The organism is Paenibacillus hamazuiensis (genome assembly GCF_023276405.1).
GTDB lineage: Bacteria > Bacillota > Bacilli > Paenibacillales > NBRC-103111 > Paenibacillus_AF > Paenibacillus_AF hamazuiensis.
This window is the reverse complement of record NZ_JALRMO010000001.1, coordinates 980,208-1,004,732: the sequence shown is the minus strand read 5'-3', so window position 1 is coordinate 1,004,732 and position 24,525 is coordinate 980,208. Positions and strand designations below refer to the sequence as shown.

Genomic DNA, 24,525 nt, shown 5'->3' with positions numbered 1-24,525 from the left:
CGCATACATAGCGGAGCTCCAATATGAAAATATTATAGCAGTATTCCATAAAACGGAGGTCACGAACATGAATAAACAGCGGGCGCTTGAAATTGCGGCTTCACCCGTTATGGCCAATGTAACCTACGACGGTACGCCGGTCTACATCCAACACGTCGACGAGAAAGAAGAAATGGCGAGAATTTATCCGCTGAACGAGCCGGAAAACGAGCAGAGCGTTCCTTTGGACAGTCTGGTGGAGCACTAGTCATGTTGCCCCCCTGAATCCCCCGCCAACCCGGTCTGTGCAGATTTGGACCACGATCCGTGCGAAAGCATTAACCTGACGGCATTGGGTGCCCCAAGCGAACCGGACCCGTCCGAAGGAGGGAATGCTCGCTGCCAGGCCGCGGCTGTCAGGCATGGATTTAAGGCTGCGCCTCACAAATCCTATGCCCGGCACGCTTTACGATTGGCGCGACGCGCAGGAGGACTGTACGTGGGTACGTGCCTCGGATCCGCATTTGTCTGCGTGGATTTTGCTGGAGCAACATCGTATGCCGCCACACTTTCCCTTATCCATGGGAGACGACTTATCCGATTGCACGACTATCCACTGAAAATAAAACGAGGCAGGCCGCTTGTGCACCTGCCCCGTTTTATTTAGTTATGCTGCGGCTCACGCCACGGTTAAATGGGACCGGAAACCGCGCAGAAACTTCCGACTTCCACAATGTGGATATCCGGAGTCTCTTATGTTCGGAAGTCACTAATCGAATGATATCGCTTCGCGCACGCCAACCTATTCCCTGGGAAATTTGGCGAGCGTGATCCGCTCGTAAGGTCTCGCCTCGCCGCATTCGTACAAGATGAGCACCGCGCCGTCCCGTGTCACGGCAAGATCGGAGTAAGCCGCCGGCCCTTCGTGCAGAACGCGCTGCACCGTCCAGGTCCGGCAGCCGTCGACGCTCCGACGTACCGTCATCTTCTCCCGCAACGTGCTGGCCGGGTTCGAGAACAAAATGCCGCCCTGGCCGTCCTCGACCACGCTGCCCTGGCAGACCGGCTCGACCAGCTCGTCGTCGAACCGGATATCCGACCACGTCAGCCCACCGTCGCGGCTGAATGCATAAGCCCGGCGGTTCCTGCCGTGATAGCTGCGCATATTGATGTATACCGTGCCGTCCGGCAGCTCCGCAACGGCATCTTCATTCGTATAGTCGCCGACGATGCCGCCGATATGCCAGCTTGCTCCGTGATCGTCGCTGTAAATGACGTGCGCCCGGTACGGCCCCGACTCCCCTTTCTCGGCGTCCAGCACCGCATGATTGCACGCGACAAGCAGCCGCCCGCTGCGCAGCTGGATGGCGTGGCACGGCCCCGCCGCATACCACGTCCATTCCGGCCGCTTCACGTCCGCCGTAATATCGGTCAGCTCCGACCACGTTTCGCCGTCGTCGTCGCTGCGCATCACCAACACCTCCCGCGCCGCCCTGCCGGCAAGTATGTCCTTCTCATGTCCGTCCTCCGCATTGCGGCACAGGATCAGCCAAATCGTCCCGGTCTCCCGGTCCTGCACCGGGCATGGATTGCCGATCGTGTTCGTGCCGTCATCGGCAATGACGCGAAACGGTTCCCACGTCTCGCCGTTATCAAAGCTGCGGCGGAGCACGACGTCGATGTCGCCGGCGTCGCCTCCCCCGTTTTTGCGCGCTTCGCAAAACGCCAGCACCGTCCCTTTCATCGTGACGAGCAGTGCCGGAATGCGAAACGTATGATAACCGTCCCGGCCGGAAACAAACAGGTTTTGCTGCTGCAGCATGTCCATCTCTCCTTGTATGTTCTGTTTTTGCAGAGGTTACCCTTTGATCGAACCGACCATCATGCCTTTGACGAAAAACCGCTGAATGAACGGATACACGAATAAAATCGGCACCGTGCTGATGATGATAATCGCCGATTTCAGCGTCTGCGCGGGCGGCGGGTCGTTCACGTATTCGATCATCGTTTCGTTCTGCGCGACGCCGGCCAGCACGATGTTTCGCATCACGACCTGCACCGGCAGCAGGCTGCGGTCGTTGATATAAATCGACGCACCGAACCAATCGTTCCAATGATGCACCGCATAAAACAACCCGATCGTGGCGATCGCCGGCATCGAGAGCGGGATGACGATTTTCCACAGGATGACCGGAGGGGAAGCGCCGTCCATGATGGCCGACTCCTCCAGCTCCTCCGGCAGGCTCATGAAAAAGTTGCGCAAAATAAACAGGTTCCACGCGCTGACGAGACCCGGAAGGATCAGAGCAAGCAGCGTGTCCTTCACGCCCAGGTTATCCATCAGCATATACGTCGGGATAAGGCCGCCGTGAAAAATCATCGTCAGGAAGATGAAAAACACAAGCGCATTTCTTCCCGGCAGCTTTCTCCTGGATAAACCGTAAGCCAGCGTGGACGTGAATACCAGATTGAGAAACGTGCCGACCACCACTTTGAACAGCGTGATTTTATAAGCGGTCCAAATCAGCGTTCCTTTGTTCAGCAGCAAATCGTATGCGGCGAAATCGAGCTTCTCCGGAATAAGCACGAATGCCCCTCTGCGCATCGATTCCGCATTGCTGATAAACGAAGTGGACAGCACGGACAGGAACGGAATGAGAAACATGAGCGACAACGCGACAAGCAGTACGATGTTAATTACATCGAAGGCGCGTTCCCCCACCGTTGGTTTGATTGTTTTTGCCACCGTCACGCCCTCCTACCATATGCCCGTCTGGTTCATTTTTTTCGCCAAATAATTGGCTCCGAGAATAAGGAACATCGCCAGCACGTTTTTGAACAGGCCGACGGCCGTCGCAAACGAATAATTCAGCCGGAGCAGACCTTCCCTGTACACGTACGTGTCGATAATGTCGGCCACCTCGTATACGGAAGGGGAATAAAGCAGGAGCACCTTCTCAAAGCCCGCATTCAGCAATCCGCCGATTTGAAAAATGAGCAGGATGACGACCACGTGCGTGATGCCCGGAAGCGTAATGTGCCACATTTGTCGAAAACGTCCGGCGCCGTCCATGCGGGCCGCCTCATACAGCCCGGGATCTATCCCCGACATCGCCGCCAGGTACAAGATGCTGCCCCAGCCGATCGTCTGCCAGACGTGGGAGATGACGAGAATGGAACGAAAATACTCCGGGCTCCCGAGAAAATGTACCGGCTCCTTGCCGAAAAACACCAGGATCGCGTTCACCAATCCGCCGTCCGTCGACAATATCATCATCGCCAGACCGGCAACGACGACCGTCGAGATAAAATGCGGCAAATAGGAGATCGTCTGCACGATCCGTTTGAATACGACAAACCGCAGCTCGTTCAGCAGCAGCGCCAGCACGATCGAAGCCGGGAATCCGAACAGCAGCTTATACAGGCTGATGATCAGCGTGTTGGACATCACGTTCCAGAAATAATAGGAGTTCCAGAAGCGGACGAAATGCTTGAAGCCGACCCACTCGCCGGAAAAAATAGCCTGCACCCCTTCGAACGGGGAAATGTCCTTGAAGGCGATAATGACGCCGAACATCGGAATGTAATCGAAAATGAGAAAATAGAGCATGCCCGGTATGATCAAGTAATAGTAGAAACGGTTTATTTTTACAGCTGCCCAGTTCATACGCGTACATCCTCCTCTTCGCCGCCGAACCTACTTCTTCTTGAGCGCGTTATACTGTCTGGTGTACTCGGCAATCCACTTGTCCAGCCCCGCTTTATACAGCTGGTCGATAAATTTGTCGAATTCGCCTAGCGGTCTTGCACCGGTAACAAACTTCACGAGCTCCTCGCTGCGCAGCCGGTCCAGATCGCCGAGCGTCGGAATATTTTCCTGGAGCGCTTTCTTGTCATACAGCACCGTCGCGTCGACCGGCATTTTCGCTTCGTCCAGCTTGGTAATTTCTTTGTTCAGGTAGTCGGCGTGCAGTTTTTTGACCGGGTCTTTGAACGCATATTTGGTTTCCGTGGCGAGCCCCAGAGATAACATATATTCGCCGGCGTATTGGATTTCTTTGTTTTGCAGCTCGATTTCAAATTTCTTGTCGTCGAGGTATTTCCAGTTCGTTCCAAAAGCGGCATTCAGTGTGTTCGTCGGAAGATCCTGATATTGATAGTTGATGAACTTCATGACCGCCTCGGGATTTTTCGCTTTTTTCGTGATCACGATCGAGGTGGAGCTCGCCGGCGTGGCCGTCATGATTTTGCCTTTCGGCCCTTGAATGCCGCGCACCAGCTCATAATTCGCATCCGCCGGCAAGTTCGGTTTGATTTGCGGGAACAGGAGCGTAATCCGCGAATACCACATCGACGACGTGCCGACGCGGTTCGTTTTCAGCAGTTCGAGCGGGTCGAACTTGGCGAACGCTTCTTTGTAAATGTAGCCCTTCTGGTACCAATCGGCCATTTTCGCGACAAAATCCTTAAACCCGGGGGCCAGCTCCGCCGGCTTCACCTTTTGATCGGCCGGGTCGATCCAGTTGCTGTTGCCGTACTCCGTGAATCCGCCGAGAAACGCATTTCGTATTCCTGCGAGGTCGGTCATCATCGGAATCGTATCCGCCTTGCCGTTGCCGTCCGGATCCTGCTCCTTGAACGCTTTGAGCACCGCCTCCAGCTCGTCGATCGTTTGCGGCGTCTTCAGGTTCAGCTTCTTCATCCAGTCCGAACGTACCCAGACCGGATAATGGGTGGACGGAATGCCGCGCGGTATGCCCCAAATTTTCCCGTCCTTGTCCTTCATATAGTCCCAAGCTTCCTGCGGCCATGCCTTTTTGATGTCCTGACCGTATTTGTCGAGCAGATCGTTCAGCGGAATGATCGCGCCTTTGGACGCATATTCGTCCCAGTTGCCCTGGAACGTATCGATTTCGTCCTTGGAGCCGAGCAGCAGGTTCAGCTTTTCCGCCTCCGAGCCTTTGGGCGGGACAATGGCGATCGGCTCGATGCCGAGCTTTTCCATGTACATCTTTTTCATTTCTTCGAGTTTTTCCGGAATACTTCCCTCCGGCTTCTGATTGAGCGCCCCTGTGTTTTGGTAAATGTAGATTTTCGGCATGCTTTTCGGTTCGCCCGCTTTGGCGGTTTCCCCCGCCCCTTTGGTTTGCCCGCTGCCGGAAGAGCCGGAGCAGGCGGCAAGCGTGGTTGCGGCGAGCAGGGCGATCGCGGAAGTGCTGACCATTTTTTTCATTGCGCAAATTCCTCCTTGGTATCGCTTTCGGCACCGTTGAAAGGTCCCGTTCCACGCCTAACTTAGCACCAAAAGAAAGCGCTTTATATAATAACTTTTGCACATTCGCATTACGATTTTGACATATCAAAAAAGTAATATGCGCCAAACGCAGCGTGCACTCGATAAAAAATCAAAAAAATTTTAGTGCCCGAAGTCTAACATTCCGGCTTCTTCTTGTCGATATAAAGAGACGAATCAATCTTCCTAGAAGATGGTAAAAAAACAACAATCGAGGTGAAATTGCAATGGAATGGTATTTGAAGGTGATTAAAAATTATACGGGATTTCAAGGCAGAGCCCGGCGCAAGGAATATTGGATGTTTGCTCTGGTGAACGCCATTATCGGCATCGTGCTTTCGATCATCGATGCGATTTTCGGGATTACGCTGCTCGCCACGCTGTATTATCTGGCAGTCCTGCTGCCGTCTTTAGCGGTCGGAGCGCGCCGGCTGCACGATACCGGAAGAAGCGGCTGGTGGCTCCTCATATGCTTGATCCCTCTCATCGGCGCCATTATCCTGATTGTTTTTACGTGTCAGGACAGCCAAGAGAACGAAAACAGCTATGGGCCGAATCCTAAAGCTGCAGCATTCTGATTCGCCTTACGGCACACATAACGGCACCCCGGACGCGGTTTCAAATGGCCGCAGCCGGGGTGCATTTTTTTAAGAACCGACCAGCTTCTTATATTCCCCTGGGGTAAGCCCCATCGTTTCCTTGAATACCTTGATGAAATAATACGAATTGACGTACCCGACCCGCTTGCCGATTTCGCCGATTTTCAGATCGCTCCGCGCGAGCAGTTCCTTGCTTTTTTCGATGCGCACCCGCTTTAAATAATCGACGAACGGCTCCCCGGTCATCTGCTTGAACAGCCGGCTGATGTAGGCCGGGTTCAGACCCAGCCGCTCCGCCACCCAGCTGAGCGAAATGTCTTGGCCGTACTCCCGCTCGACGATATCGATGACCTTGGCGATGTGGTGGTTCCCCTTCGCATTCATCTCCCGCTCGATATAGCGGACGGTGGCGCCGATAAGACGGCGGAACCAACGGCTGATCTTATCGATCGAATCCTGCTCGAGCAGCTCGCGGTACGGGTTCGTTTCCTTTTCGAAAATCGCCTCCACATCGGCCCCGAGCTGCCGGTACATGCCCATAAAACCGGTCAGCAGCTGCATGAACATCGGCTGAATCTGATTGTAGTGCAGCTTGCTTTTATGCGCGTTCACCTCGGCGACGATATCGTCAAACGCCTCCAGCGCCTCCGCTTCGCGGGCCGTCTTGATAAGACCGAGCAGCTGCTCCTCTTTCAGCTTCGGATAGGTATATTCGCTCTCGCCGCCCACCTTCATGTCGTCGATCGAGATGACGTCGCCATTGCCGTAGATGATCCTGTACTTGAGCGCCTCCAGCGCCTCCTCGTAAGCCTGCGGCAGCTCCAGGACACTTGCGCATATGCGCCCGACGCCCATCGTAAAGCGGCTTTGCAGCTCGCGGTTCACGTCGTCCAGCAGCGTCTGGGCAAGCCGGAACAGCTGCTGCCGGTCCAGTCCGCCGCAGTTCATCACGATCGCGATTTCGTCTTTCCCGGAATCGACGAGAAAATGCGCCGCCGGAACGGCGAAGCGGCTTTTAATCAGTTCCATCACGCGAATTTTATACAGGTCGCTGGCAATCATATCGGGCTTGCCGTGCCCCTCTTCGTCCAAAGACAGCAGCAGCACGGCAAGATCGTGCAGCTCGAAATCAAGCCCCAAATAGCTCTTTTTCTCCTCAATCTCTTCCAAGGTCAAGGAATGGCGGTGCAGCAGCGAATATTTGAACCGTTCCCGGTAAAAAGGCAAACTCTCCTCCAGCTTCATCTTGTAAAAATCTCTTTCGATGATCGTCGACTGCACAAAGTGGCCGATGACGCGAATTTCATCTCCGTGCTCCGCCTTCCGTTCCGATCTCCCGGCCATAAGCGCGCTGAGACGGGAAATCGGCTTATACAGGTTTCGCGAGGACAAATAGGCGAGCGTCAGCGACAGCAAAACGAGGGCAACCGCGGATAACACAATCGTCCTGCGAATGACGGCCGTCCCCTTGGTAAGCGCTTGCATATCGGACGCGTTCACAAACGTCCAGCCGAGCAGCGGAGAAGTCGCGCAGCTGATCAGCATTTGCCGATCGCGCAGCTTGGCGACAAAAGTGCCGGTTTTGCCGATATACGCCTCGTCATCCGGCATTACCCGGCTGGCCGGCTGATGAATTTTGTCCGGATCGCTGTGGAACAAAATCCCGCCTGCCCGGGATACGACGAAAATATCGTCCTGCCGGTTTAATTTGTTGATGATTTCACTGTATACCTTGGAAGCGTCCAGGTTGATGATGACTGCATTTTTTCCGCTGTACGATTTGTAGATGATCGTCTGCACGTTTTTTTCCGTCTGATTGTACTGCTTTGCCGTACGCGTCTCCATGAACACCGTATTTTCTCTCGCTTCGGCAAGCGCGTCGCGCCAATCCGTATCGTAAAATGCTTGGAGCGGAAATTGCCGGTTGGAGCCGTCGCTTTCCGAAGTGATGACGAAATTTTCCCTGCTGTTGTAAAAGTAGACGGAGTCCACGAATTGGTTGGACATGCGGAACGAGTTGATCGTTTGCAGAGCGTTTTTTTCGTCGTCAAATATTCATACAGAAACGGCAGATCCTCCTTGGCGAACTCGCCCTGCATCCCTTCGTAATAGCTGCCGTTCGGAAACTGCTCGAAATCCTGCACCGACTGGTTCATGACAAGCAGGTTGGCATTTTCCTTGATCCGGCCGACGACAATTTCCATCGCGTTGATCGTTTGGTTCAAGTATTGCAGCTTCGTCTCGCCCGTCTCCTGCTCGAACGTTTTGGATACGTTGTAATAAGAAACGACGCCGGTCAGCAAATTCGGTATGATCGAGATGAACGCGGTTGCAAGCATCATTTTGATAAAAAAGGTTCTTTTCTTCAGTCTTGCCAGCCATGCCGGACCTCTTCCGAAGAACGCCATTTGTTGCCCCCCTTTCATAAAACCGATGTCGCCTTTCATGCGGTCACGACCTTTGCCGGCTCGGACGACGGCTATTATTACCCGTTCAGGTTGCGCGTGCTTTCCCTGACGATCAGCTCCGGTTGAAGCACCAGCGTCTGGCTGATCTGGGCGGCTCCGGCAAGCAGAATGCGCGCAGCTTCCGCTCCGGTCTCATAGGTTTGAAATTTGACCGACGTCAGCTTGGGAGACATCGTTTCGCAAATGTTCGTATTGTCGCAGCCGACGACGCCGATATCGGTACCTACCGCAAGCCCCAGCTCTGCGGCCGCATCGCCTGCTCCTTTGGCTATGCCGTCGTTAAAGCAGAAAACGCCGTCCGGACGGTCTTCTCCGCGCAGCATCCGCAAAGCGCTGAAATAGCCTTCCCCATCGGTTTCGAACGACGATTCGAAGACGACCCACTCCGGCCTCAGAGGGATGCCGGCTTCCGTCAGCGCGCATACGTACCCTTGGTATCTCTCCGATGAGGCCGAATAGACGGGCCGCGAAATGAAGCCGATCTTCGTGAACCCGGCCGCGAGCAGATGTTTGGTCGCGATATAACCTGCGTAAAAATTGTTGGAGATGACCCGGGGGGCCTGAATTCCTTCGATCATCCGGTGGCAAAAAACAAGCGGAATCCCCGACTCCTTCAGCCGGTAAAACGGCTGAAGATCAACGGTGCCGTAGATCGCCGGCACGACGATCAGACCATGGACGCCGCTGTCTATCAGTTTGTTGATGTGCCTTGTCTGCTTTTCATAGCTGTTGTCTGTATTGCAGATCATCAAATTGACATCATGATCGCTCGCCACGTCGCCGACTCCGCGAACGATGCCGGGATAGATGTAGTGCAAAATATCGGGGACGAGCAGCCCCCAATTGCATGTGCCGACGCGTTCCTGCCGGACGGTTCCGCGGACTCCCTCCGCGACGTAGGTGCCGCTTCCGTCCCGCGCATACAGCAGCCCTTCGCCGATCAGCTCGGAAATCGCTCTCTCGATCGTCGTCCGGGCGGCGTTATACGACTCGGACAGCGCCGTTCTGGACGGAAGCCGCTCGTGCGGCTTAAGTGCGGCGATATGCTCGATCAGCCGCTCCTTCACTTGCATGTATCGCAATGAGCTCGCGTTCATCTGTATGCCTCCCGATATAACCTGTCTTACTGATAAAATAATCTGTCATACTGCTTTTTCCATTATACCGCGAACAACCGCCCGATACCATTCATTTTTTACACAAGGCTCCGGGAAAATGGTAGGATAAGGGTGTTGCCCGCGAAAAAAAGGCAGTTTTTCACATCAGAAATCCGGAGGGGTTCAAAATGATTCAATCCATCGTCCATATTGCTCTGGTGGTAAGGGATTATGACGAGGCCATCGAGTTTTATACGAAGAAGCTGAATTTTACTTTGGTGGAGGATACGTATCAGCCCGAGCAGGATAAACGCTGGGTCGTCGTGTCGCCGCCCGGATCGGCCGGCACTACGCTGCTCCTTGCAAAGGCCTCGAAACCCGAACAAGAGCCGTTTATCGGCAATCAGGCAGGCGGCAGAGTGTTTTTGTTTTTAAACACCGACGATTTTTGGAGAGATTACAACGAAATGGTTTCAAGGGGAATCGAATTTGTCAGGGAGCCGAAGCGGCAGTCCTACGGGACGGTTGCGGTATTTAAGGATCTGTACGGGAATTTGTGGGACTTGCTGCAGTTGAACGAGGATCATCCGATTGCGAGGCGAATGAAGTAGACGGCGCTTAGGGCCCGATAGTTCGATATGACGGCGGCGGCTCATAGGCATAGAGGAACTGAGATTCGCTATGATCGAGTAAAAGGGCACATTCGGAGAAATAGAGGAACTGACGTTCGCTAAACCATTGAAAAATGGTGTCTTGTCCAGCAAAACATGCTAATAGCTAACCACAGTTCCTTTATTTTTGGCGCACCACTCGAAATGGCCGTTTTAGCGCATTACAGTTCCTCTATTGATCCGGAGTTTTAGAATTAACTTGACAGCATCGGTTGGCAGCGCCCATCTCCCTGTCCCGGGCTGCCTCCTCCGCAGTACGTTACGCTTCCGCACCGCCGGCTTCCTGCACCGCCGTGCAGTATTTGCAGCGGGTCGCCAGCTTCGGGATTTCCGACAAGCATTCCGGGCACTCCTTGACTTTCGCCTCGGGCTCCGCAGGCTTGTCCTCTTTTTTGCGCAGCCGGTTCAACTGCTTGAAAGTGATAAAAATGACGAAGGATACGATCAGAAAGTCCAGCATCGTATTGATAAACACGCCGTAGTTCAGCGTCGGCGCTCCAGCTGCCTTGGCGGCGGACAGCGATTCGTACGATTTTCCGTCCAGGGGCAGGAACAAATCGGTAAAGTTGACCTTGCCGAGCAGCAGCCCGATCGGCGGCATAACGACGTCGTTGACGACCGAGGTGACGACCTTGCCGAAAGCCCCGCCTACGATAACTCCGATCGCAAGTTCGATGATGTTTCCTTTCATGGCGAATTCCTTAAATTCTTTGAACAATTGGGAGGGCATGGCCATCTTCCTTTCCGCAGCAAATACATGCAGTCTCGTATTTGATTAAGTAATCCATTCGGATCGCTTTTTCTTTATCCTATTACTATATCAGCTTCGGCCCCGTTCCGGTAGATTTCTTTCGTGCTAGGATTCGGGATTCGGCGGCGTAGGAACGGCAGGATCGTTCATCCCGCCCATTCTGCGCCGCGATGTTTCATATTGGCCGACGGCGGGAACATGCTCCGTGACCTTTGCCAGACCGAACCTCGGCATATTGCCGTAAACGCATTCGTATTCGCCGGCGCGAATCTTGTACGTTTCATGATAAATCCCGACGCTCCCATCCGTTCCGACAGCCCGGTTGAATTGGCGCCAAGCCTTCAGATGCTGTCCGCCTCTCGCATAAGCCTCGAGCTGTTCGTAGGAGTCCCAATATTGCAGCAAATGCACGCTCCGCCACCCCACCATGAATTCGGTCCCGCGAAATCCCAAACTTCCGTTCGCGTATAACTCGCGGATCATCGGACCCATCGCCCGAAAAACCGGAAACCATTTATGAACAGCCCAAATGCGGTTCACCCTCATTCCGATCAAAAATACGACGAAATCCCCTTCCGTTTTGGCCGTGTACCTGCCTTTCACTACTGCCCCCAAGCCAATCCCTCCCCTTCTTGCCTATTACAAAATAGTTCTTCCCCGAAGCGGGAAATCCTTTTAAACAGTGCAGTGAAATAAAGCGAAGTGGGTGGAATCGTACTGGAGAAGCGCTAGCGGTCACCTTTGTGACCGGATTTCCACCGCTGAAAAACATTGCAATTAAAATCCCGGGGTCCCCGCAAAGTAATCGGAATTAGCTTCGAAGGATTTTCTTCACTTTATGGGGTAGAGGAGCAATCGGAAGTACGATCCAAGACACGCAGCGAACCGTTTTTTATCGCACTTATTAAAATTTTCCCGAAGCTGCGCGGGAATCAAACGCCCGAATCCACCTGAACCGGTTCACTTTGACAATAGCAACGAAGCATTTCAAAATTTGATCCGACTTGAGGCAAATAAACGTGATGAAAGGCGACAGGTCGAATACAAAGGCGCACAAAGTCGAAGCGGGCAGGACAATGAGCCACATGAAGATGGTATCGTTATACAAAACAAAACGCGTATCCCCGCCGCTTCGCACGATTCCCGTCAAACACGGCATTTGGTAGGCGGTTCCGCACACCGTCACGGACAGCACCGTCATAAATTGCAAAGCCAAATCTCTTGCTTCCGCAGAGATGGAATAAAAGTCCAGGACATGGTCTTTTGTAATAAAAAGAAGAGCTCCCGTGCATATTCCGATGAGAAGGTACAGCATCTGCAGCGTTTTGGCGTATGATTTGATTTTGTCCGCGCGCCCCTCGCCGATCGTTTTGCCGATGACGACGGTGGTCGCGCTGGCCGAGGCGAAAACGACGACCGATACGATCTGAAAGATCGTTGTCGCTATGCTGTTCGCGGCAATTGCGGCCGCTCCCATGTGTCCCAGTATCGATGTCTGCGTCCCCATGGCGATGCCCCAGATGAAGTTGGACATCAGTATGGGCGATCCGACGTTCACATAATGCTTGAACAGCCCCCGCTCGATGCTGAAAAAATCGCGCAGCTTAAGTCCGATTTTTTGATCGAAACGCTTTACGTACAGGCAAACGATGATCAGCTCGATGATTCTGGCCGACAGGGTGGCGACGGCGGCTCCCTGCACCCCCAGGCTCGGAAAGCCGAAATGTCCGTAGATGAGCAAATAATTCAGGCATATGTTGATAATCAGCGTGCTTGAAGATAACATAAAGCCGATTTTCACCGTCTCCACGCTTCGCAGAACGGCAAGCAGAATGCTGGTAATGGAAAAAAAGATATACGAGAAACAGATGGTCCGTATAAATTTTGTCCCCTCGGCAATCACATTCACGTCGCCGGTAAAAAGCGACAGGCAGCTTTGCGTGAAGAAAAAAACGACGGCCCACATGACGAGCCCTACCAAAATCGCCAGCCGCATCCCGATGCTGGAAATCTTCTTGATCGAGCCGATGTCCTTGGCCCCCCAGTATCTGGACGCCATGATGACCAAACCTTCGCCGACGCCCATCACAAGCATCTGCAGCACAAACTGGATCTGATTGGCTATCGCGACACCGGAAAGCGCCGCTTCGCTGTAACCGCCGATCAGCAAATTATCCGACAAGTTGACTCCGAACGAAATGATGTTTTGCAAGCCGATGATGACCGTCAGCGTAAAAAATGTTTTGTAAAATGACTTCTCTCGCACAAATAAACTCATGACCGGAACCTTTCTTTATGTTGGAGTGGGGAATAATAATAAGGCCGTCTTAAAACTTCTACATATGAGGGGTATTTCCTTTAAATTGAGGGCCCACCTCCCTCCTTAAATCGAGGGCCCACCCCCTAAATCCCCCTTCAAGGGGGACCCCAGGCGCCCCAAGCGCCCTGGACCCGCCCGCCGGGAGATGCTGCGTGCCTCTGGTTCACATTTGCCGGGCATGGATTTGGGGCTGCTCGCCCAAATCCTATGCCCGCCACGCTTTACTTTAGGCGCGATGCCGGGGGGAGGAGGTGTGTGCCTCGTACTCGCGTATGTCCGATATGGTTTTTGCCGAGGCAAAAACCTATATCGGACACGCTCTACAGTTGGGGTACAGCTACTACAAACAACGGGCAGCATGAGTCCTTTTGCACCCAAGCAACAAAAAGGACGCCCCCGCGGCTTGGCTTGGGCTGCGTCCTTTTGGGAAATTCGCCAGCTTTTCTATTGCTGCACGATCACGTGAGTAAAACCGTACGTTTAATCTTTAACCGCTCCTGCTGCGATATCGGAAATAAACTGGCGGCTGACGAACAGGAACAGGACGATGAGCGGCAGGACGACGAGGAACGTGCCCGCCATCACCATCGAATAATCGGTGTTGTAAATGCCGTTGAGCTGCGAGAGTGCGACCTGCAAAGTATACTTCGATTTGTCGTTCAAAATGACCAGAGGCCATAAGTAGTCGTTCCACACGTGAATAAACGTGAAGGCGCCGAGAAACGCCAGCGCCGGGCGCAGGATCGGCAGCGCCACGTTCCAGTACAGCCGGAAGAAGCTGCAGCCGTCGATCCGCCCCGCGCTGAGCAGCTCATCCGCGATGGCCCCCTGCGCGTACTGGCGTATCCAAAAGATGCCGAAGGCGTTGGCCATTCCGGGGACGATCAGCGCTTTGTACGAGCCCACCCATCCGAAATTCGCCATGATGACAAACGAAGGGACGAGCGACAGCTGGCCCGGCACCATCATCGTGGCGAGCAATGCGAGGAACAGCCACTTTTTCCCCGGAAATTCGTATTTGGCGAAAGCAAATCCCGCAAGTGAGTCGAAAAACAAGACGAGCACCGAGGTGACGACGGCGACGAACAACGTATTGGTCAGCGCCTGGAAAAAGTCGATGTTTTGCATGAGCCGCTGGATGTTGTCGATCAGATGGGTGCCGAACCAGATTTTCGGCGGAAATTTATACAGATCGCTGGTTGTGCTGGTGGACATGACGGCCAGCCAATAAAACGGGAACACGGACAAAATGACTCCGGCCACAAGCAGAAGGTGCAGTACAAATTTGTTCCATATCGAACGGCTTGTCATCGGCTATGTTCACCTCCCCGTTGAAACGTTTTCTTTTTCTTTGGTCAGCATCCAGTTGACGGCCGAGAACAGCACGATGATGACGAACATCCCCCACCCGACCGCCGACGCATACCCGAAATAGTTGCGCACGAACGCTTCCCGGTACAAATAAAGCACGATGGTCATCCCGTTGTTGCCGACGCCTCCGTCGTTGCCGACGAGCACCTGCGGCTCCGTAAACAGCTGCATGCCGCCGATCGTCGACGTGATCACCGTAAACAAAATGACCGGCCGCAGCAGCGGAATCGTGATCCGGAAAAAAATTTGCGCCGTGCTCGCCCCGTCGATCCGCGCGGCCTCGTACAGATGGGTCGGGATGCTTTGCAGCCCGGCCAAATAAATAATCGCGTTGTATCCGGTCCAACGCCAGATGACCATCGACGCGATCGCCAGATGAATGCCGAAGGCGTTGTTGAGCCATTGTACGGGCGAGAGGCCGAACGAAGTGAGCACGAAGTTGAGCAAGCCGTATTTGTTTGCAAACAGCGTGCTGAAAATAATCGCCACCGCCACTATCGATGTGACATTCGGCAGAAAATAGGCGATCCGGTAGGCTCCGCGGAAGCGGACGAAGGCCGAATTGAGCAGAAAGGCGATCACAAGCGCGAAGATCAGCATCGGGATCGTCGAATAAATCCAGATCAAAAACGTATTGCCCACCGATTTCCAGAACAAACGCTCCGTCAGCATGTAATGAAAGTTATTAAGCCCATTAAACTTCATCTCGCCGATGCCGTCCCACTTCTGGAAGGAGAGGTACAAGGAAAACAGGATCGGGAAAACGCCGAATACGGCAAAAAGCAAGTAAAACGGCGATATGGCAGCGTACACTGCGCGGTGCTTCCATATCTCCCGCCATTTCCCGGCATGGGGTCGTCCGGCGGCCGTGCGGGAATCCGGGGCTGCTGCTGATGGTTGCATCTTGGCGCACCTCCTCGTTTATCGTTTGAGTTCCCTTTGAATCTGCTTCATCGCATCCTGCCAGGCGGCGTCAGGCGATTTGTTCTGTTTGGCTACTTTGTCCATCTCCTGCTTCATGATGCCGTCGACCAGCGTAAACTTTTCTCCGAAATAGGCGACCTGCACGTTTTTGGCGGATTCGGCGAAAATCGCACCTGTTTTTTGTCCGCCGAAAAACGGTTCCTCGCTGTTCATTTTCGGATCGCTGAAAGCGCCCGGCGCCGACGGGAACAAATCGAGATCCTGGAAAGCGCGGAGCTGGTTCGATTCGCTTTGCAGCCATTTGATGACCTCGAACGCCTCCTTGGGGTGCTGACTCGTTTTCATGATCGCGAGAAACGAGCCGCCGTTGTTTCCGTCCCCTCCCGGCGCCCTGGCCACCCGCCACTTGCCGGACGTATCCGGAGCCGCATCCTTCAGCACCTTCTTCATCCACACCGCGCCGACGAACGATGCGATATCCCCTTTGTTCATGGCGGCATTCCATTCCGGCGTCCAGCGATCGACATTCGCGACGACCCCGTCTTTATACGCCTTGGCGGCCGCTGCCCACGCCTTCTGGACCTGTTCCGAACGCTCCCCGATAAACTGGCCGTCGGGAGTGAAGTACAAATCCTTGCCCTGGGCAAGCACCTGCCCGTATAGATCTTTCACATTGTCGGTCATCGATACTTTGCCGCCGAGCGCTTGCTTCAGCTTTTTTCCCGCCTCGAAATAGGCATCCCACGTGCGCAGCTGCTTGTTCACCTCGGCCGGATCCGTAGGGAGCCCGGCTTGACGGAACAAATCCTCGCGGTAAAACAGCGCCGTCGGGCCGGTATCCATCGGAAAAGCGATCATCGTGCCGTCCGGAGTGACGCCCTGCTTCCATTTCCATTCCAGGTATTTGCTTTGAACCTCCTTCGCTCCCAGGTCGTACAAATTCACGAAACGGGTCTTGTCCGGAAACAGAGCCGATACCCAATCGTTCAAGCCGACGATGTCGGGACCCCCGGAACGGGCGGCCAAGGTCGTCATTAACTTCGCCTTGAAATCGCCTCCAATTTTCTGGTAGTTCAAATGAATGTTCGGGAACTGCTGATCCACCTGCTTCAAAAGCTCATCGTCGATCGAACGGTTCCAATACCACAATGTAAGCGTTATCTTTTTGTCGCCGGATGATGGCGGACGCTGCCATAACCCGCAGCCGGACAAGACGACAATGAGCGCGAGCGCGGTAATCAAAGCCGATCGCTTCAAGCGGAATCCCTCCTCGGAAAAATTATTTATAGATGTATATTCCCTCCTTGGCAAAAACTTGCCTGCATATGGAAGCTCCGTCAGGGCGTGGCGGACCGGGCACGTCTGCCGAAAATCCTTTTTGTCCAAAGAACAAATCCCCCAAAACAATTAGCTGCCGCTTAATTTCCCAAACGGCAAAAAAACCTCAAGTCGCAGTGACTTGAGGCGGTTCGCCGGTCGGCTTCCATCGGGTTTGCCGGCGCATTTTTATCGTTTTCACGTTACGAGAGCAGCGCTTCGTCCCATTTTTTCAAAATGTCGTTTACGGTTTCGTCGGGGGTTTGTTCGGAGGAATCGAGCCATACGCCTACGCGCGGCGTTTCGCTTCGCAGCACATTGTCCAACTGCTCCACGGTCCAGGCGCCGTATCCTTTTTTCGAACGCCCGGCTTCCCTCCGTGTGACGGCATCCGTGTTCGGGCAAAGAACTACAACCCGGAATGGGCGGCTTTGCACGAAAGAGACGAATTCGCCCAGCATCGGACCGATGACCACATCCTGAACGATTACGGTAAATCCCGCGCGAAAGTAAGCGTCCGCGCAATGCGCTGCGAGCCGGTACCGCAGCCTTAGCTGCTCCAGCTCCTCGTCCCCGGCGGTTGGCTCCACCTCCTTGCGGTGATTTACGATCATTTTTCGGAAAATATCTCCCCGCACATGCACGGATTTCGCAAACCGCTGGGCAAGCAGCTGCGCCACGGTCGATTTTCCGCTGGCCATAATTCCGGTGACCAATATAATTCCGGCACTTTTCTCCGTCATAGAACCCGCTCCTTATTTCGTTTTCCTTATATTATAGAACGGGATTTAAGCGGACGCCCGGCCGAGTTTTGTTTTACGGAAACTATCCTTGACGCTGCGAGTCCGACGTTTATAAATATAACTGCCGCACCGATTCCGCTTTTTCCTTCATGTACGCAATCGCTTCCTCAGGCCCGCGTATTTTGACTTCCTTCCCCATCTGCCATACCAGGTCTGCGTAAAATTTCACATCTTCCGCTGTAATCCGAACGGCCGCCGTTCCGCTGCCATCCTCATTTCGCCTGATAAAAGGTGCAAACCGGGGATTGGATTCGAGCTGCCAAACTCCTTTTTTCGTCATCTCGAGCTCCAATGTCGTCTGTTCCAGATGGCCTTTCGCAGGCTTATCCGTTAAGTTCATCCGGTTTATATCTTCCCGGCAAGGGATCGACTCGTTCAGTTCCGCGGAGAGAATCCGGTCAGCCCTGAACTGCCTGATGTCTTCCCGAAGGAAGCAATACGCCGGGCAGTACCAGTAGCCTGAGCTTGCATACAGACCGATCGGCTGAATGTTCCGTTCCGATACTCCGCTCCCGGATTTATATTTTATGGCGACTGCACGGCGGGTCATGACAGCTTGAAGCAGGGTTTGCAAAACCCCGGGCGACATCCAGCGGTATGGACTCCAAAACATGACCTTGTTTTTTAAGCGGTCTATTTGACTTTTCACATCTTCGGGCAAGTAATGATAAAACTTGTGGAGCGCCGAATCGGCCCCCTCGGCAAACGGCAATGAACTGAAATACTCCAGGGATTGGCACGCAAAAAACATCGCAATAGCTTCGCCTTCGGTGAAGCTGATCGGCGGAAGCAGCCGTTCCTGCAGCAGCTTGTAACCGCCCCCTCTTCCCTGAATCGAGTAAACGGGGATACCGAGCTCGCTTAGTTCTTGTAAATCTCTTAAAATCGTTCGGCTGGATAACCCGAATTCGTCCGCCAACTCTTTGACGGTAAACGATTTTTTGGCATTGATCTTCATGATCATCTGGATTAGTCGCTGTGACTTCTGCAATCTGCGGCCCCATTTCGCTAGCATTTTTTTTAATTTTACCATTAAAATGTGACGAAAACTGTCACATTTTAATGATATGATCATTTTGCAAGCAAATGAACAGGTATGGAGGAAACGGATGAGTATGAAAGAACATACGCCTGAACAAACAGGTTTCTTATTTATTAACGGAGCGGGACTGGACAGCCGGATTTGGGGCAAAGTAACGGACCGGCTGAACTCCCCCTGCAAGGTGGTCGAATTTCCTTACAGGGAGGGCAGCGCAGATGCAAGAAAAGAGCTTTCATTGGCGGATTACGCGGCACACCTGAAAAAGCAGGCGGACGAATGGGAAATTCCGAGGTTTATTCTCGTAGCTCACTCTCTCGGGGGACTGTTTGCACTACGGCTTGCTCCCGAGCTGCGCGGACGACTTGCAGGAATTGCCGCTGTCGGGGCGATCATTCCGAAGGACGGCGGTTCTTTTCTATCCGCTATGCCTTTTCCCAAAAGACTCCTTCTGTCCGCTGTCCTGAGGAAAGTCGGGACAAGACCTCCCGATTCCGCGATCCGTTCCGGGTTATGCAGCGGCCTCACGCCGGAGGAAGCGGAAGAGATCGTACGGGGATTCGTTCCCGAAGCCGTCCGTGTGTATACGGACCCTGTAGAATCGCATGTTCCGGATATCCCGAAGTTGTATGTCAGGCTGACCGGGGATAAAGAGCTTCATCCGCCCATGCAAAATAAAATGATTGCGAACTTTTCCCCACATGTCATACGGGACCTGAATACCGGGCACTTGCCGATGATCAGCAATCCCGCCGGACTCAGCACCATATTGGCGGAGTTTGTCACCATCGCCGAAGGAACTTACCGGGAAAGCCTCGCAGGAAAATAATTTATAAAGAAAGGAAATTCGGGAACGATGTCGAAATTAAGCCAGTATGAATATACAAAAATATACAACCATTATCAAATATACTGCCGCTATCATCGTTTTTCTCACCATACTTTTCGGAGTAAGATGGATCTGGTCTCAGACTTTTGCGACCCCGGAGCATCGCGACGCCGTTCAGGGCGTGCTCGACATGCGCGGCTGGGATTTTGCGAATTCCCGCGCCATCAGCCTTAACGGCGAATGGGAATTTTACCCATCGACGTTTATCACGCATGAGGATAACGCCAGTCATTCCGCAGGCACTCCGCGTTACGTCAAAGTTCCGGGAGACTGGCGCAGCGCGTTTCCGGAAGGCGCCACTTCGTCGTACGGTTATGGGACATACCGGCTGCGCATTCTGGTCGATACTGCTGCCCGGGACCGGACTTACGCCTTCTGGATCCGGGACATTCAGGCTTCCTCCGCGCTGGAAATCAACGGCCAGAAAGAGCCCGAAATCGGCCATCCTGCGGAGACGGCGTCATCGTATTTACCGAGAAACGTCTCTTACACAGCGTCCTATACGGCCGAAGAAAATACGGAGCAAATCGAGCTGCTCATTCGCGTTGCCAATTTCGAGCATCCGTTTTACGGCGGCATCGCCAAACCGATCCGTTTCGGTTCGCAGGCGGCCGTCGATTTCGAGCGCTGGTATTCCATCGGCTTCGAGCTCGCCACATTTCTCATCCTGCTGCTGCACGGCATATATGCATGCATCTTGTACCTGTTCAACCCGCGGCAAAAAACGTTCCTTGCTTTCTTCATGTTCCTGTTGGCCGCAGGCCTCACGGTCGTATCCGATAACAACCATATTTTGCAAAACTGGTTTCCGCTCAGCTATATGTGGCTGCAAAAAATCAGGCTGCTTTCGTACATGTGGGTTTCCTTTTTCGTTTTGTACTTTACCAGATCTTTTTCCGGCAAAATGGAAGGACGCAGCTTGTTCCGGGCGTATACCGTGCTGCTCGTGCTTTATTCCGCATTCGCGCTGATCGTACCGCCGCCGTTCATTTATTATTCCAGGAAAGCGATGGTTTTCGGATTCCTGTATTTGTTCCCGCTCGCCTGGTTTGTTTATTTGGCCGTCAAAATGGTCATTCGCAAACATCATGACGCCATTTATTTGCTGCTGGCGATTATGAGCGTCGCTTCAAGCGTGCTTTGGGGAGCCTATAATTTCAGCGAAAAGATCAGCCCCGTTTTCTATCCGGTCGATATGATCGCGGCAATTGTGGCCTTCTCGGCTTATTGGTTCAAACGATACTTCCGCAATTCCGAGGAGAACGCGAAGCTGAACGAGCAGCTTAAGGAAGCCGACAGGCTGAAGGATCAGTTTCTCGCCAATACGTCGCATGAGCTGAGAACGCCGCTGCACGGCATTATGAATATCGCCCAAAATATCGTAGCCAAAGAGCGGCCTAAAATGGATAGCGCAAGTCTAGAAGATATGCAGCTGCTTATTACGATCAGCCGCAGAATGTCGCACATGGTTGACGATTTGCTCGACGTCGTCCGGCTGCGGGAGAAGCGGATCGTGCTGAAGAAGGAGCCGCTGGCCATCGGGCCGGTCGTTTCCGGTATTTTCGGGATGCTCGGTTTTATGACGGAAGGCAAGCCCGTGCGGTTGGAAATGAACGTCCCCGACTCGATGCCTCCGGTTCTCGCGGACGAGAAAAGGTTCGTGCAAATCGTCTTCAACCTCGTGCATAACGCGCTTAAATATACCGCCGAAGGGAAAGTCACCGTTTCCGCCAAAACCGATAACGGATTGGCCGTCATCGAGGTAGCGGACACCGGGGCAGGCATGGATGCGGAAACGCAATCGCGCATATTTTTGCGGTACGAGCAGGGCCTGCATGGAAAAAAAGACGGGCGGGGCTTGGGGCTTGGCTTAAGCATTTGCAAGGAGCTGGTGGAGCTGCACGGCGGTGAAATGACGCTCCGCTCCAAACTTGGCGAAGGATCCGTGTTCTGCATCTCGCTGCCGCTGACGGATTCTACGGATTTGACACACACGAAAAATCCGGCGTTTCCTCCATTGGTCGGCATCGCGGAAGCTGCGCCCACCCGGATCATAGAAGCTGCACCGGCGCAGGCTGCGACCTTCCTCCAGCTTGACACACCGTCTTTCGAAGACGGAAAAGCGAACATTTTGGCCGTCGACGATGACCCCGTCAACCTGAGAGTGCTCACCGGCATCCTGAGCTCCGAGCCGTACAACGTCAAGGCGGTCACGTCCGCGGAAGAAGCGTTGGAACTGCTTGGTTCGCAGCAGTGGGAACTGGTTGTCGCCGACGTTATGATGCCGGGTATGTCCGGCTATGAGCTGACGCGCAAAATCAGGGAGCACTTCTCCGTTTCGGAGCTTCCGGTTCTGCTGTTGACCGCGCGCAGCGAGCCCTCGGACATTTACGCGGGATTCATGTCCGGTGCGAACGATTACGTCGCCAAACCCGTCGATGCCCTCGAGCTGAAATACCGCATCCGTTCGCTCACCGCATTGAAGCAATCGGTAAGCGAACGGCTGAGCATGGAAGCCGCCTATTTACAGGCGCAAATCCAGCCTCATTTTCTGTTTAACACGCTGAACTCGATTATGGCGCTCAGCGAGCTGGATACGGAACGCATGCGCAAGCTCGGCGACGCCTTTACATCCTACTTGCGGATCAGCTTCGATTTTCTCAATTCGGGGAAGCTGGTCGCTTTGTCCCACGAGCTTGAGCTTGTCCAAGCCTATCTTTATATCGAGAAAGAGCGCTTCGAAGACAGGCTGCACATCGAATGGGAAGTGGATCGGAGCATGGGGCTGCTTCTTCCGCCGCTGACGATTCAGCCGCTCGTTGAAAATGCGGTCAAACACGGCATCCTCAGCCGTTCCAGGGGCGGCACGGTGCAGATCCGGATCGTCCGCAAGGAACGCTTCGCACTGGTTGAAATAAAAGACGACGGAAAAGGCATGAAACCGGAGCGCATCCGGCAGGTGCTGGATACGGCGAAGCAAAGAAGGGGCGGTATCGGGCTATCCAATACGAACCGAAGGCTGACTCAGCTGTATGGCAGGGGCCTCTCCATCCGCAGCGCCGAGGGTGAAGGTACGACGGTGTCGTTTGAAATCCCTTTGAGGGATGCCCCTTAAGTTGCCAGATTGCGATGCCTGCACGGCAAAATGGGAGATGGAAATGGCCTCCTCCGATTTTTCTCCCGGCAAATCCCCCTCTCAAAGAGGGGGACCCGGGCTTCGTACTGCTGGGGCAGAGCCTATGCCCTATTCTTCAACTTCTTCGAACCGAAATCCCGAAAGAACTCGCTTTTTTCTTCTTTTATTTTGCAGCTGTAACCGGCGTGCAATCGTATAACCGATAAGGAAGGCGGGAGCTGAAGTATTGCCGTCTACGGTAAACGGAATAACGGAGGCATCCGCCACAATTAAATTTTTTACGCCATGGACGTTCCCCCGCCGGTCGACGACCCCGCCTTTTTGTAACGGCGCCATCCGCAAAAAGCTTTGCTGATGATGATTATGGTCAAAGTTCTCCTTAATGTACTGCTCCAGTTTCGAGTCGTTATCGATAACGTCGATTCCGGGAGAAACCAGCTTATAGGACGGATCTATCACTTCCAATTCGGCAGCGATATTTTTCACGTAGATTTTAAAAATATTTTTGATCGCTTCCATATCCGCCGGATCCGAAAGAAATCCTTCGTCTGCCAGAACGATTTTAAGCGGATCGTTATTTTGTATGCGGATGCTCCCGCGGCTTTTCGGGCGAAGGTACAGAATAGCCAGCGTTAACATGCCCTCCGAACCGATGCCTACCAGCTGTACGGCGCGTCTGCCCGGCTCGGCTCCGGTGGGGTCGGGTAAGAAAGCCCCTCCTGTATATAGGGCGTTCGGGTCGTTCGCAGGAAGTGCCCGGTCATCGGGGTTGGCAGTAAATACGGCAAAGTTAAGCGAATGATTTCTTATCCTTTTACCGACGTTGGGATTATTAAAAACAACGGGGATGCCTGCCTTCTTAAGCAATACACCCGGACCGATACCGGATAACATTAATAACTGTGCGCTGTTGATTCCTGCGGAGATAATGACCTTCTTCGTAGCGTAAGCCGTTATGCATCTGCCTTCCCGCAAAAACTGCACGCCAACCGCCCTTTTATTGGAAAAAATAACACGCAGAACCGTCGATTTAAAAAGCACTTTAAGCCTGCGGCCCTTCACCCCTTGTCCGCCAGGGGTCATAATATCGGAGGAAAGGAACGCCGTGGACGAACTTTCCCTCCGGCCGTCCGGATTTTGATACAGCTGCCACCGGGTAAAGGGACCTAACGGTGTCTTCGGATCGTTGTAATCGAGAATCTCGGGCAGGCCTGTAGCTTGCTCGATGGCCGCAATCAATTTTCTCGCCATCCGCGTTGGCTCTTGAGGAGCCTGCCTGATGTCCAACCTTCCTTTAAATCCCCTTGCCATCTTGTCGGTTGTTTTGCCGTTATACTTCTCCAAGCGCTTAAACCGGCGAATTGCCCGTTTCGGCGACCATAGCGGTCCCAGGAGTTTTTCCCACTCCCTGAATACAGCGGAAGTAGGCCGAACATACTGTTCGCCGTTAATTGATGACCCGCCGCCCGATAACCTGCCTGTTGTCCATTCGAACGCACGATCGTCGAGACCTTTTTGGGGAACACCTTCCCCTTGCCAAAAATAGTTCGGAAAAAAACGCTCTTCAAGCTCCAGGGCGGCAGACGAATCCCTGATAGCTTTGTCGCGGTCGTTTTTTCCGCCAGCTTCCAACACAAGGACCGACGTTTTCTTATTATCGGTCAATGTTTTCGCTATAACCGCCCCGGCCGGCCCCGTACCTACGATAATGTAATCGAATTTTAGTTTCCTGTTCATTTCGATACCCCTTTAACATCGGCTAATGCAGGGTATTATCGTTGGGCTTCTCGCGTGACTGTGTTTTTCAAATATTGCAATTTGTAAAACGTTAAAGAAATAACCGATCGGCTAGCCGGGTAAAAAAGTCC

General features: G+C 53.4%; 21 protein-coding genes and 1 pseudogene. 5 read left to right on the top strand and 17 right to left on the bottom strand.

Features of this window, described 5'->3' with window-relative positions; all coding sequences use genetic code 11:
- Positions 1–67: 67 nt before the first annotated feature.
- Complete coding sequence (locus MYS68_RS04030) at positions 68–247, top strand: small acid-soluble spore protein H (protein WP_248924591.1); 180 nt, start codon at positions 68–70, stop codon at positions 245–247.
- 534 nt (positions 248–781) lie between these two features.
- Here the strand turns inward: MYS68_RS04030 and MYS68_RS04025 are convergent.
- Genes MYS68_RS04025 through MYS68_RS04010 form a run of 4 tightly spaced genes read right to left on the bottom strand, consistent with a single transcriptional unit; the run spans position 782 to position 5,212 of the window.
- A complete protein-coding gene (locus MYS68_RS04025) occupies positions 782–1,801 on the bottom strand; it encodes a sialidase family protein (protein ID WP_248924590.1) in 1,020 nt (339 codons plus the stop codon).
- 36 nt (positions 1,802–1,837) lie between these two features.
- Positions 1,838–2,725 carry a carbohydrate ABC transporter permease gene (locus MYS68_RS04020; protein WP_248924589.1) on the bottom strand — a complete coding sequence of 296 codons (888 nt, stop codon included), beginning with the start codon at positions 2,723–2,725 and terminating at the stop codon, positions 1,838–1,840.
- A 12-nt stretch (positions 2,726–2,737) separates the two neighbouring features.
- Positions 2,738–3,646: an ABC transporter permease gene (locus tag MYS68_RS04015; protein WP_248924588.1), complete on the bottom strand. Its 909-nt coding sequence runs from the start codon at positions 3,644–3,646 to the stop codon at positions 2,738–2,740.
- A gap of 30 nt (positions 3,647–3,676) precedes the next feature.
- The gene (locus tag MYS68_RS04010; RefSeq protein ID WP_248924587.1) at positions 3,677–5,212 is read right to left on the bottom strand and encodes an extracellular solute-binding protein; all 1,536 of its coding nucleotides are present in this window, start codon (positions 5,210–5,212) and stop codon (positions 3,677–3,679) included.
- A gap of 287 nt (positions 5,213–5,499) precedes the next feature.
- On the opposite strand from MYS68_RS04010, the gene MYS68_RS04005 reads away from it, so the two are divergent.
- A complete protein-coding gene (locus MYS68_RS04005; protein WP_248924586.1) occupies positions 5,500–5,850 on the top strand; it encodes a DUF805 domain-containing protein in 351 nt (116 codons plus the stop codon).
- 69 nt (positions 5,851–5,919) lie between these two features.
- Here MYS68_RS04005 and MYS68_RS39035 read toward each other — a convergent pair whose 3' ends face one another.
- From MYS68_RS39035 to MYS68_RS03990, 4 genes and pseudogenes are all read right to left on the bottom strand, one after another.
- On the bottom strand, positions 5,920–6,117 hold the full coding sequence (locus MYS68_RS39035; RefSeq protein WP_420852203.1) for a helix-turn-helix domain-containing protein: 198 nt from the start codon (positions 6,115–6,117) through the stop codon (positions 5,920–5,922).
- 594 nt (positions 6,118–6,711) lie between these two features.
- Positions 6,712–7,116 (bottom strand): annotated as a pseudogene (locus MYS68_RS39030) (helix-turn-helix domain-containing protein); the annotation flags it as partial.
- A 458-nt stretch (positions 7,117–7,574) separates the two neighbouring features.
- Positions 7,575–8,279, bottom strand: a complete 705-nt coding sequence (locus MYS68_RS03995; RefSeq protein ID WP_248924585.1) for a hypothetical protein — start codon at positions 8,277–8,279, stop codon at positions 7,575–7,577.
- Positions 8,280–8,356: 77 nt separating this feature from the next.
- Positions 8,357–9,436 carry a GntR family transcriptional regulator gene (locus MYS68_RS03990; protein WP_248924584.1) on the bottom strand — a complete coding sequence of 360 codons (1,080 nt, stop codon included), beginning with the start codon at positions 9,434–9,436 and terminating at the stop codon, positions 8,357–8,359.
- A 188-nt stretch (positions 9,437–9,624) separates the two neighbouring features.
- Here MYS68_RS03990 and MYS68_RS03985 point away from each other — a divergent pair, with 188 nt between their 5' ends.
- A complete protein-coding gene (locus tag MYS68_RS03985) occupies positions 9,625–10,047 on the top strand; it encodes a VOC family protein (RefSeq protein ID WP_248924583.1) in 423 nt (140 codons plus the stop codon).
- Between the two features lie 319 nt (positions 10,048–10,366).
- Here MYS68_RS03985 and mscL read toward each other — a convergent pair whose 3' ends face one another.
- The 8 genes from mscL to MYS68_RS03945 all read right to left on the bottom strand — a co-directional run bounded on the left by mscL (position 10,367) and on the right by MYS68_RS03945 (position 18,584).
- Positions 10,367–10,825, bottom strand: a complete 459-nt coding sequence (mscL, locus tag MYS68_RS03980; protein ID WP_248930809.1) for a large-conductance mechanosensitive channel protein MscL — start codon at positions 10,823–10,825, stop codon at positions 10,367–10,369.
- Positions 10,826–10,963: 138 nt separating this feature from the next.
- The gene (locus MYS68_RS03975; RefSeq protein ID WP_248924582.1) at positions 10,964–11,473 is read right to left on the bottom strand and encodes a DUF4188 domain-containing protein; all 510 of its coding nucleotides are present in this window, start codon (positions 11,471–11,473) and stop codon (positions 10,964–10,966) included.
- A 289-nt stretch (positions 11,474–11,762) separates the two neighbouring features.
- Positions 11,763–13,136: an MATE family efflux transporter gene (locus tag MYS68_RS03970; RefSeq protein WP_248924581.1), complete on the bottom strand. Its 1,374-nt coding sequence runs from the start codon at positions 13,134–13,136 to the stop codon at positions 11,763–11,765.
- Positions 13,137–13,658: 522 nt separating this feature from the next.
- The gene (locus tag MYS68_RS03965) at positions 13,659–14,489 is read right to left on the bottom strand and encodes a carbohydrate ABC transporter permease (RefSeq protein ID WP_248924580.1); all 831 of its coding nucleotides are present in this window, start codon (positions 14,487–14,489) and stop codon (positions 13,659–13,661) included.
- Between the two features lie 9 nt (positions 14,490–14,498).
- Positions 14,499–15,452, bottom strand: a complete 954-nt coding sequence (locus MYS68_RS03960) for a carbohydrate ABC transporter permease (protein ID WP_248924579.1) — start codon at positions 15,450–15,452, stop codon at positions 14,499–14,501.
- Between the two features lie 18 nt (positions 15,453–15,470).
- Entirely contained in the window at positions 15,471–16,730 is a 1,260-nt protein-coding gene (locus MYS68_RS03955) for an ABC transporter substrate-binding protein (RefSeq protein ID WP_248924578.1), read from the bottom strand.
- Positions 16,731–16,993: 263 nt separating this feature from the next.
- The gene (locus MYS68_RS03950) at positions 16,994–17,533 is read right to left on the bottom strand and encodes an AAA family ATPase (protein WP_248924577.1); all 540 of its coding nucleotides are present in this window, start codon (positions 17,531–17,533) and stop codon (positions 16,994–16,996) included.
- A 109-nt stretch (positions 17,534–17,642) separates the two neighbouring features.
- Positions 17,643–18,584, bottom strand: a complete 942-nt coding sequence (locus MYS68_RS03945) for a helix-turn-helix transcriptional regulator (RefSeq protein WP_248924576.1) — start codon at positions 18,582–18,584, stop codon at positions 17,643–17,645.
- Between the two features lie 118 nt (positions 18,585–18,702).
- Between MYS68_RS03945 and MYS68_RS03940 the strand changes: the two genes are divergently transcribed.
- Positions 18,703–19,461, top strand: a complete 759-nt coding sequence (locus MYS68_RS03940; protein WP_248924575.1) for an alpha/beta fold hydrolase — start codon at positions 18,703–18,705, stop codon at positions 19,459–19,461.
- A gap of 46 nt (positions 19,462–19,507) precedes the next feature.
- A complete protein-coding gene (locus MYS68_RS03935) occupies positions 19,508–22,636 on the top strand; it encodes a hybrid sensor histidine kinase/response regulator (RefSeq protein ID WP_248924574.1) in 3,129 nt (1,042 codons plus the stop codon).
- A 129-nt stretch (positions 22,637–22,765) separates the two neighbouring features.
- Here MYS68_RS03935 and MYS68_RS03930 read toward each other — a convergent pair whose 3' ends face one another.
- Positions 22,766–24,394: a GMC family oxidoreductase gene (locus MYS68_RS03930; protein WP_248924573.1), complete on the bottom strand. Its 1,629-nt coding sequence runs from the start codon at positions 24,392–24,394 to the stop codon at positions 22,766–22,768.
- Between the last annotated feature and the right edge of the window lie 131 nt (positions 24,395–24,525).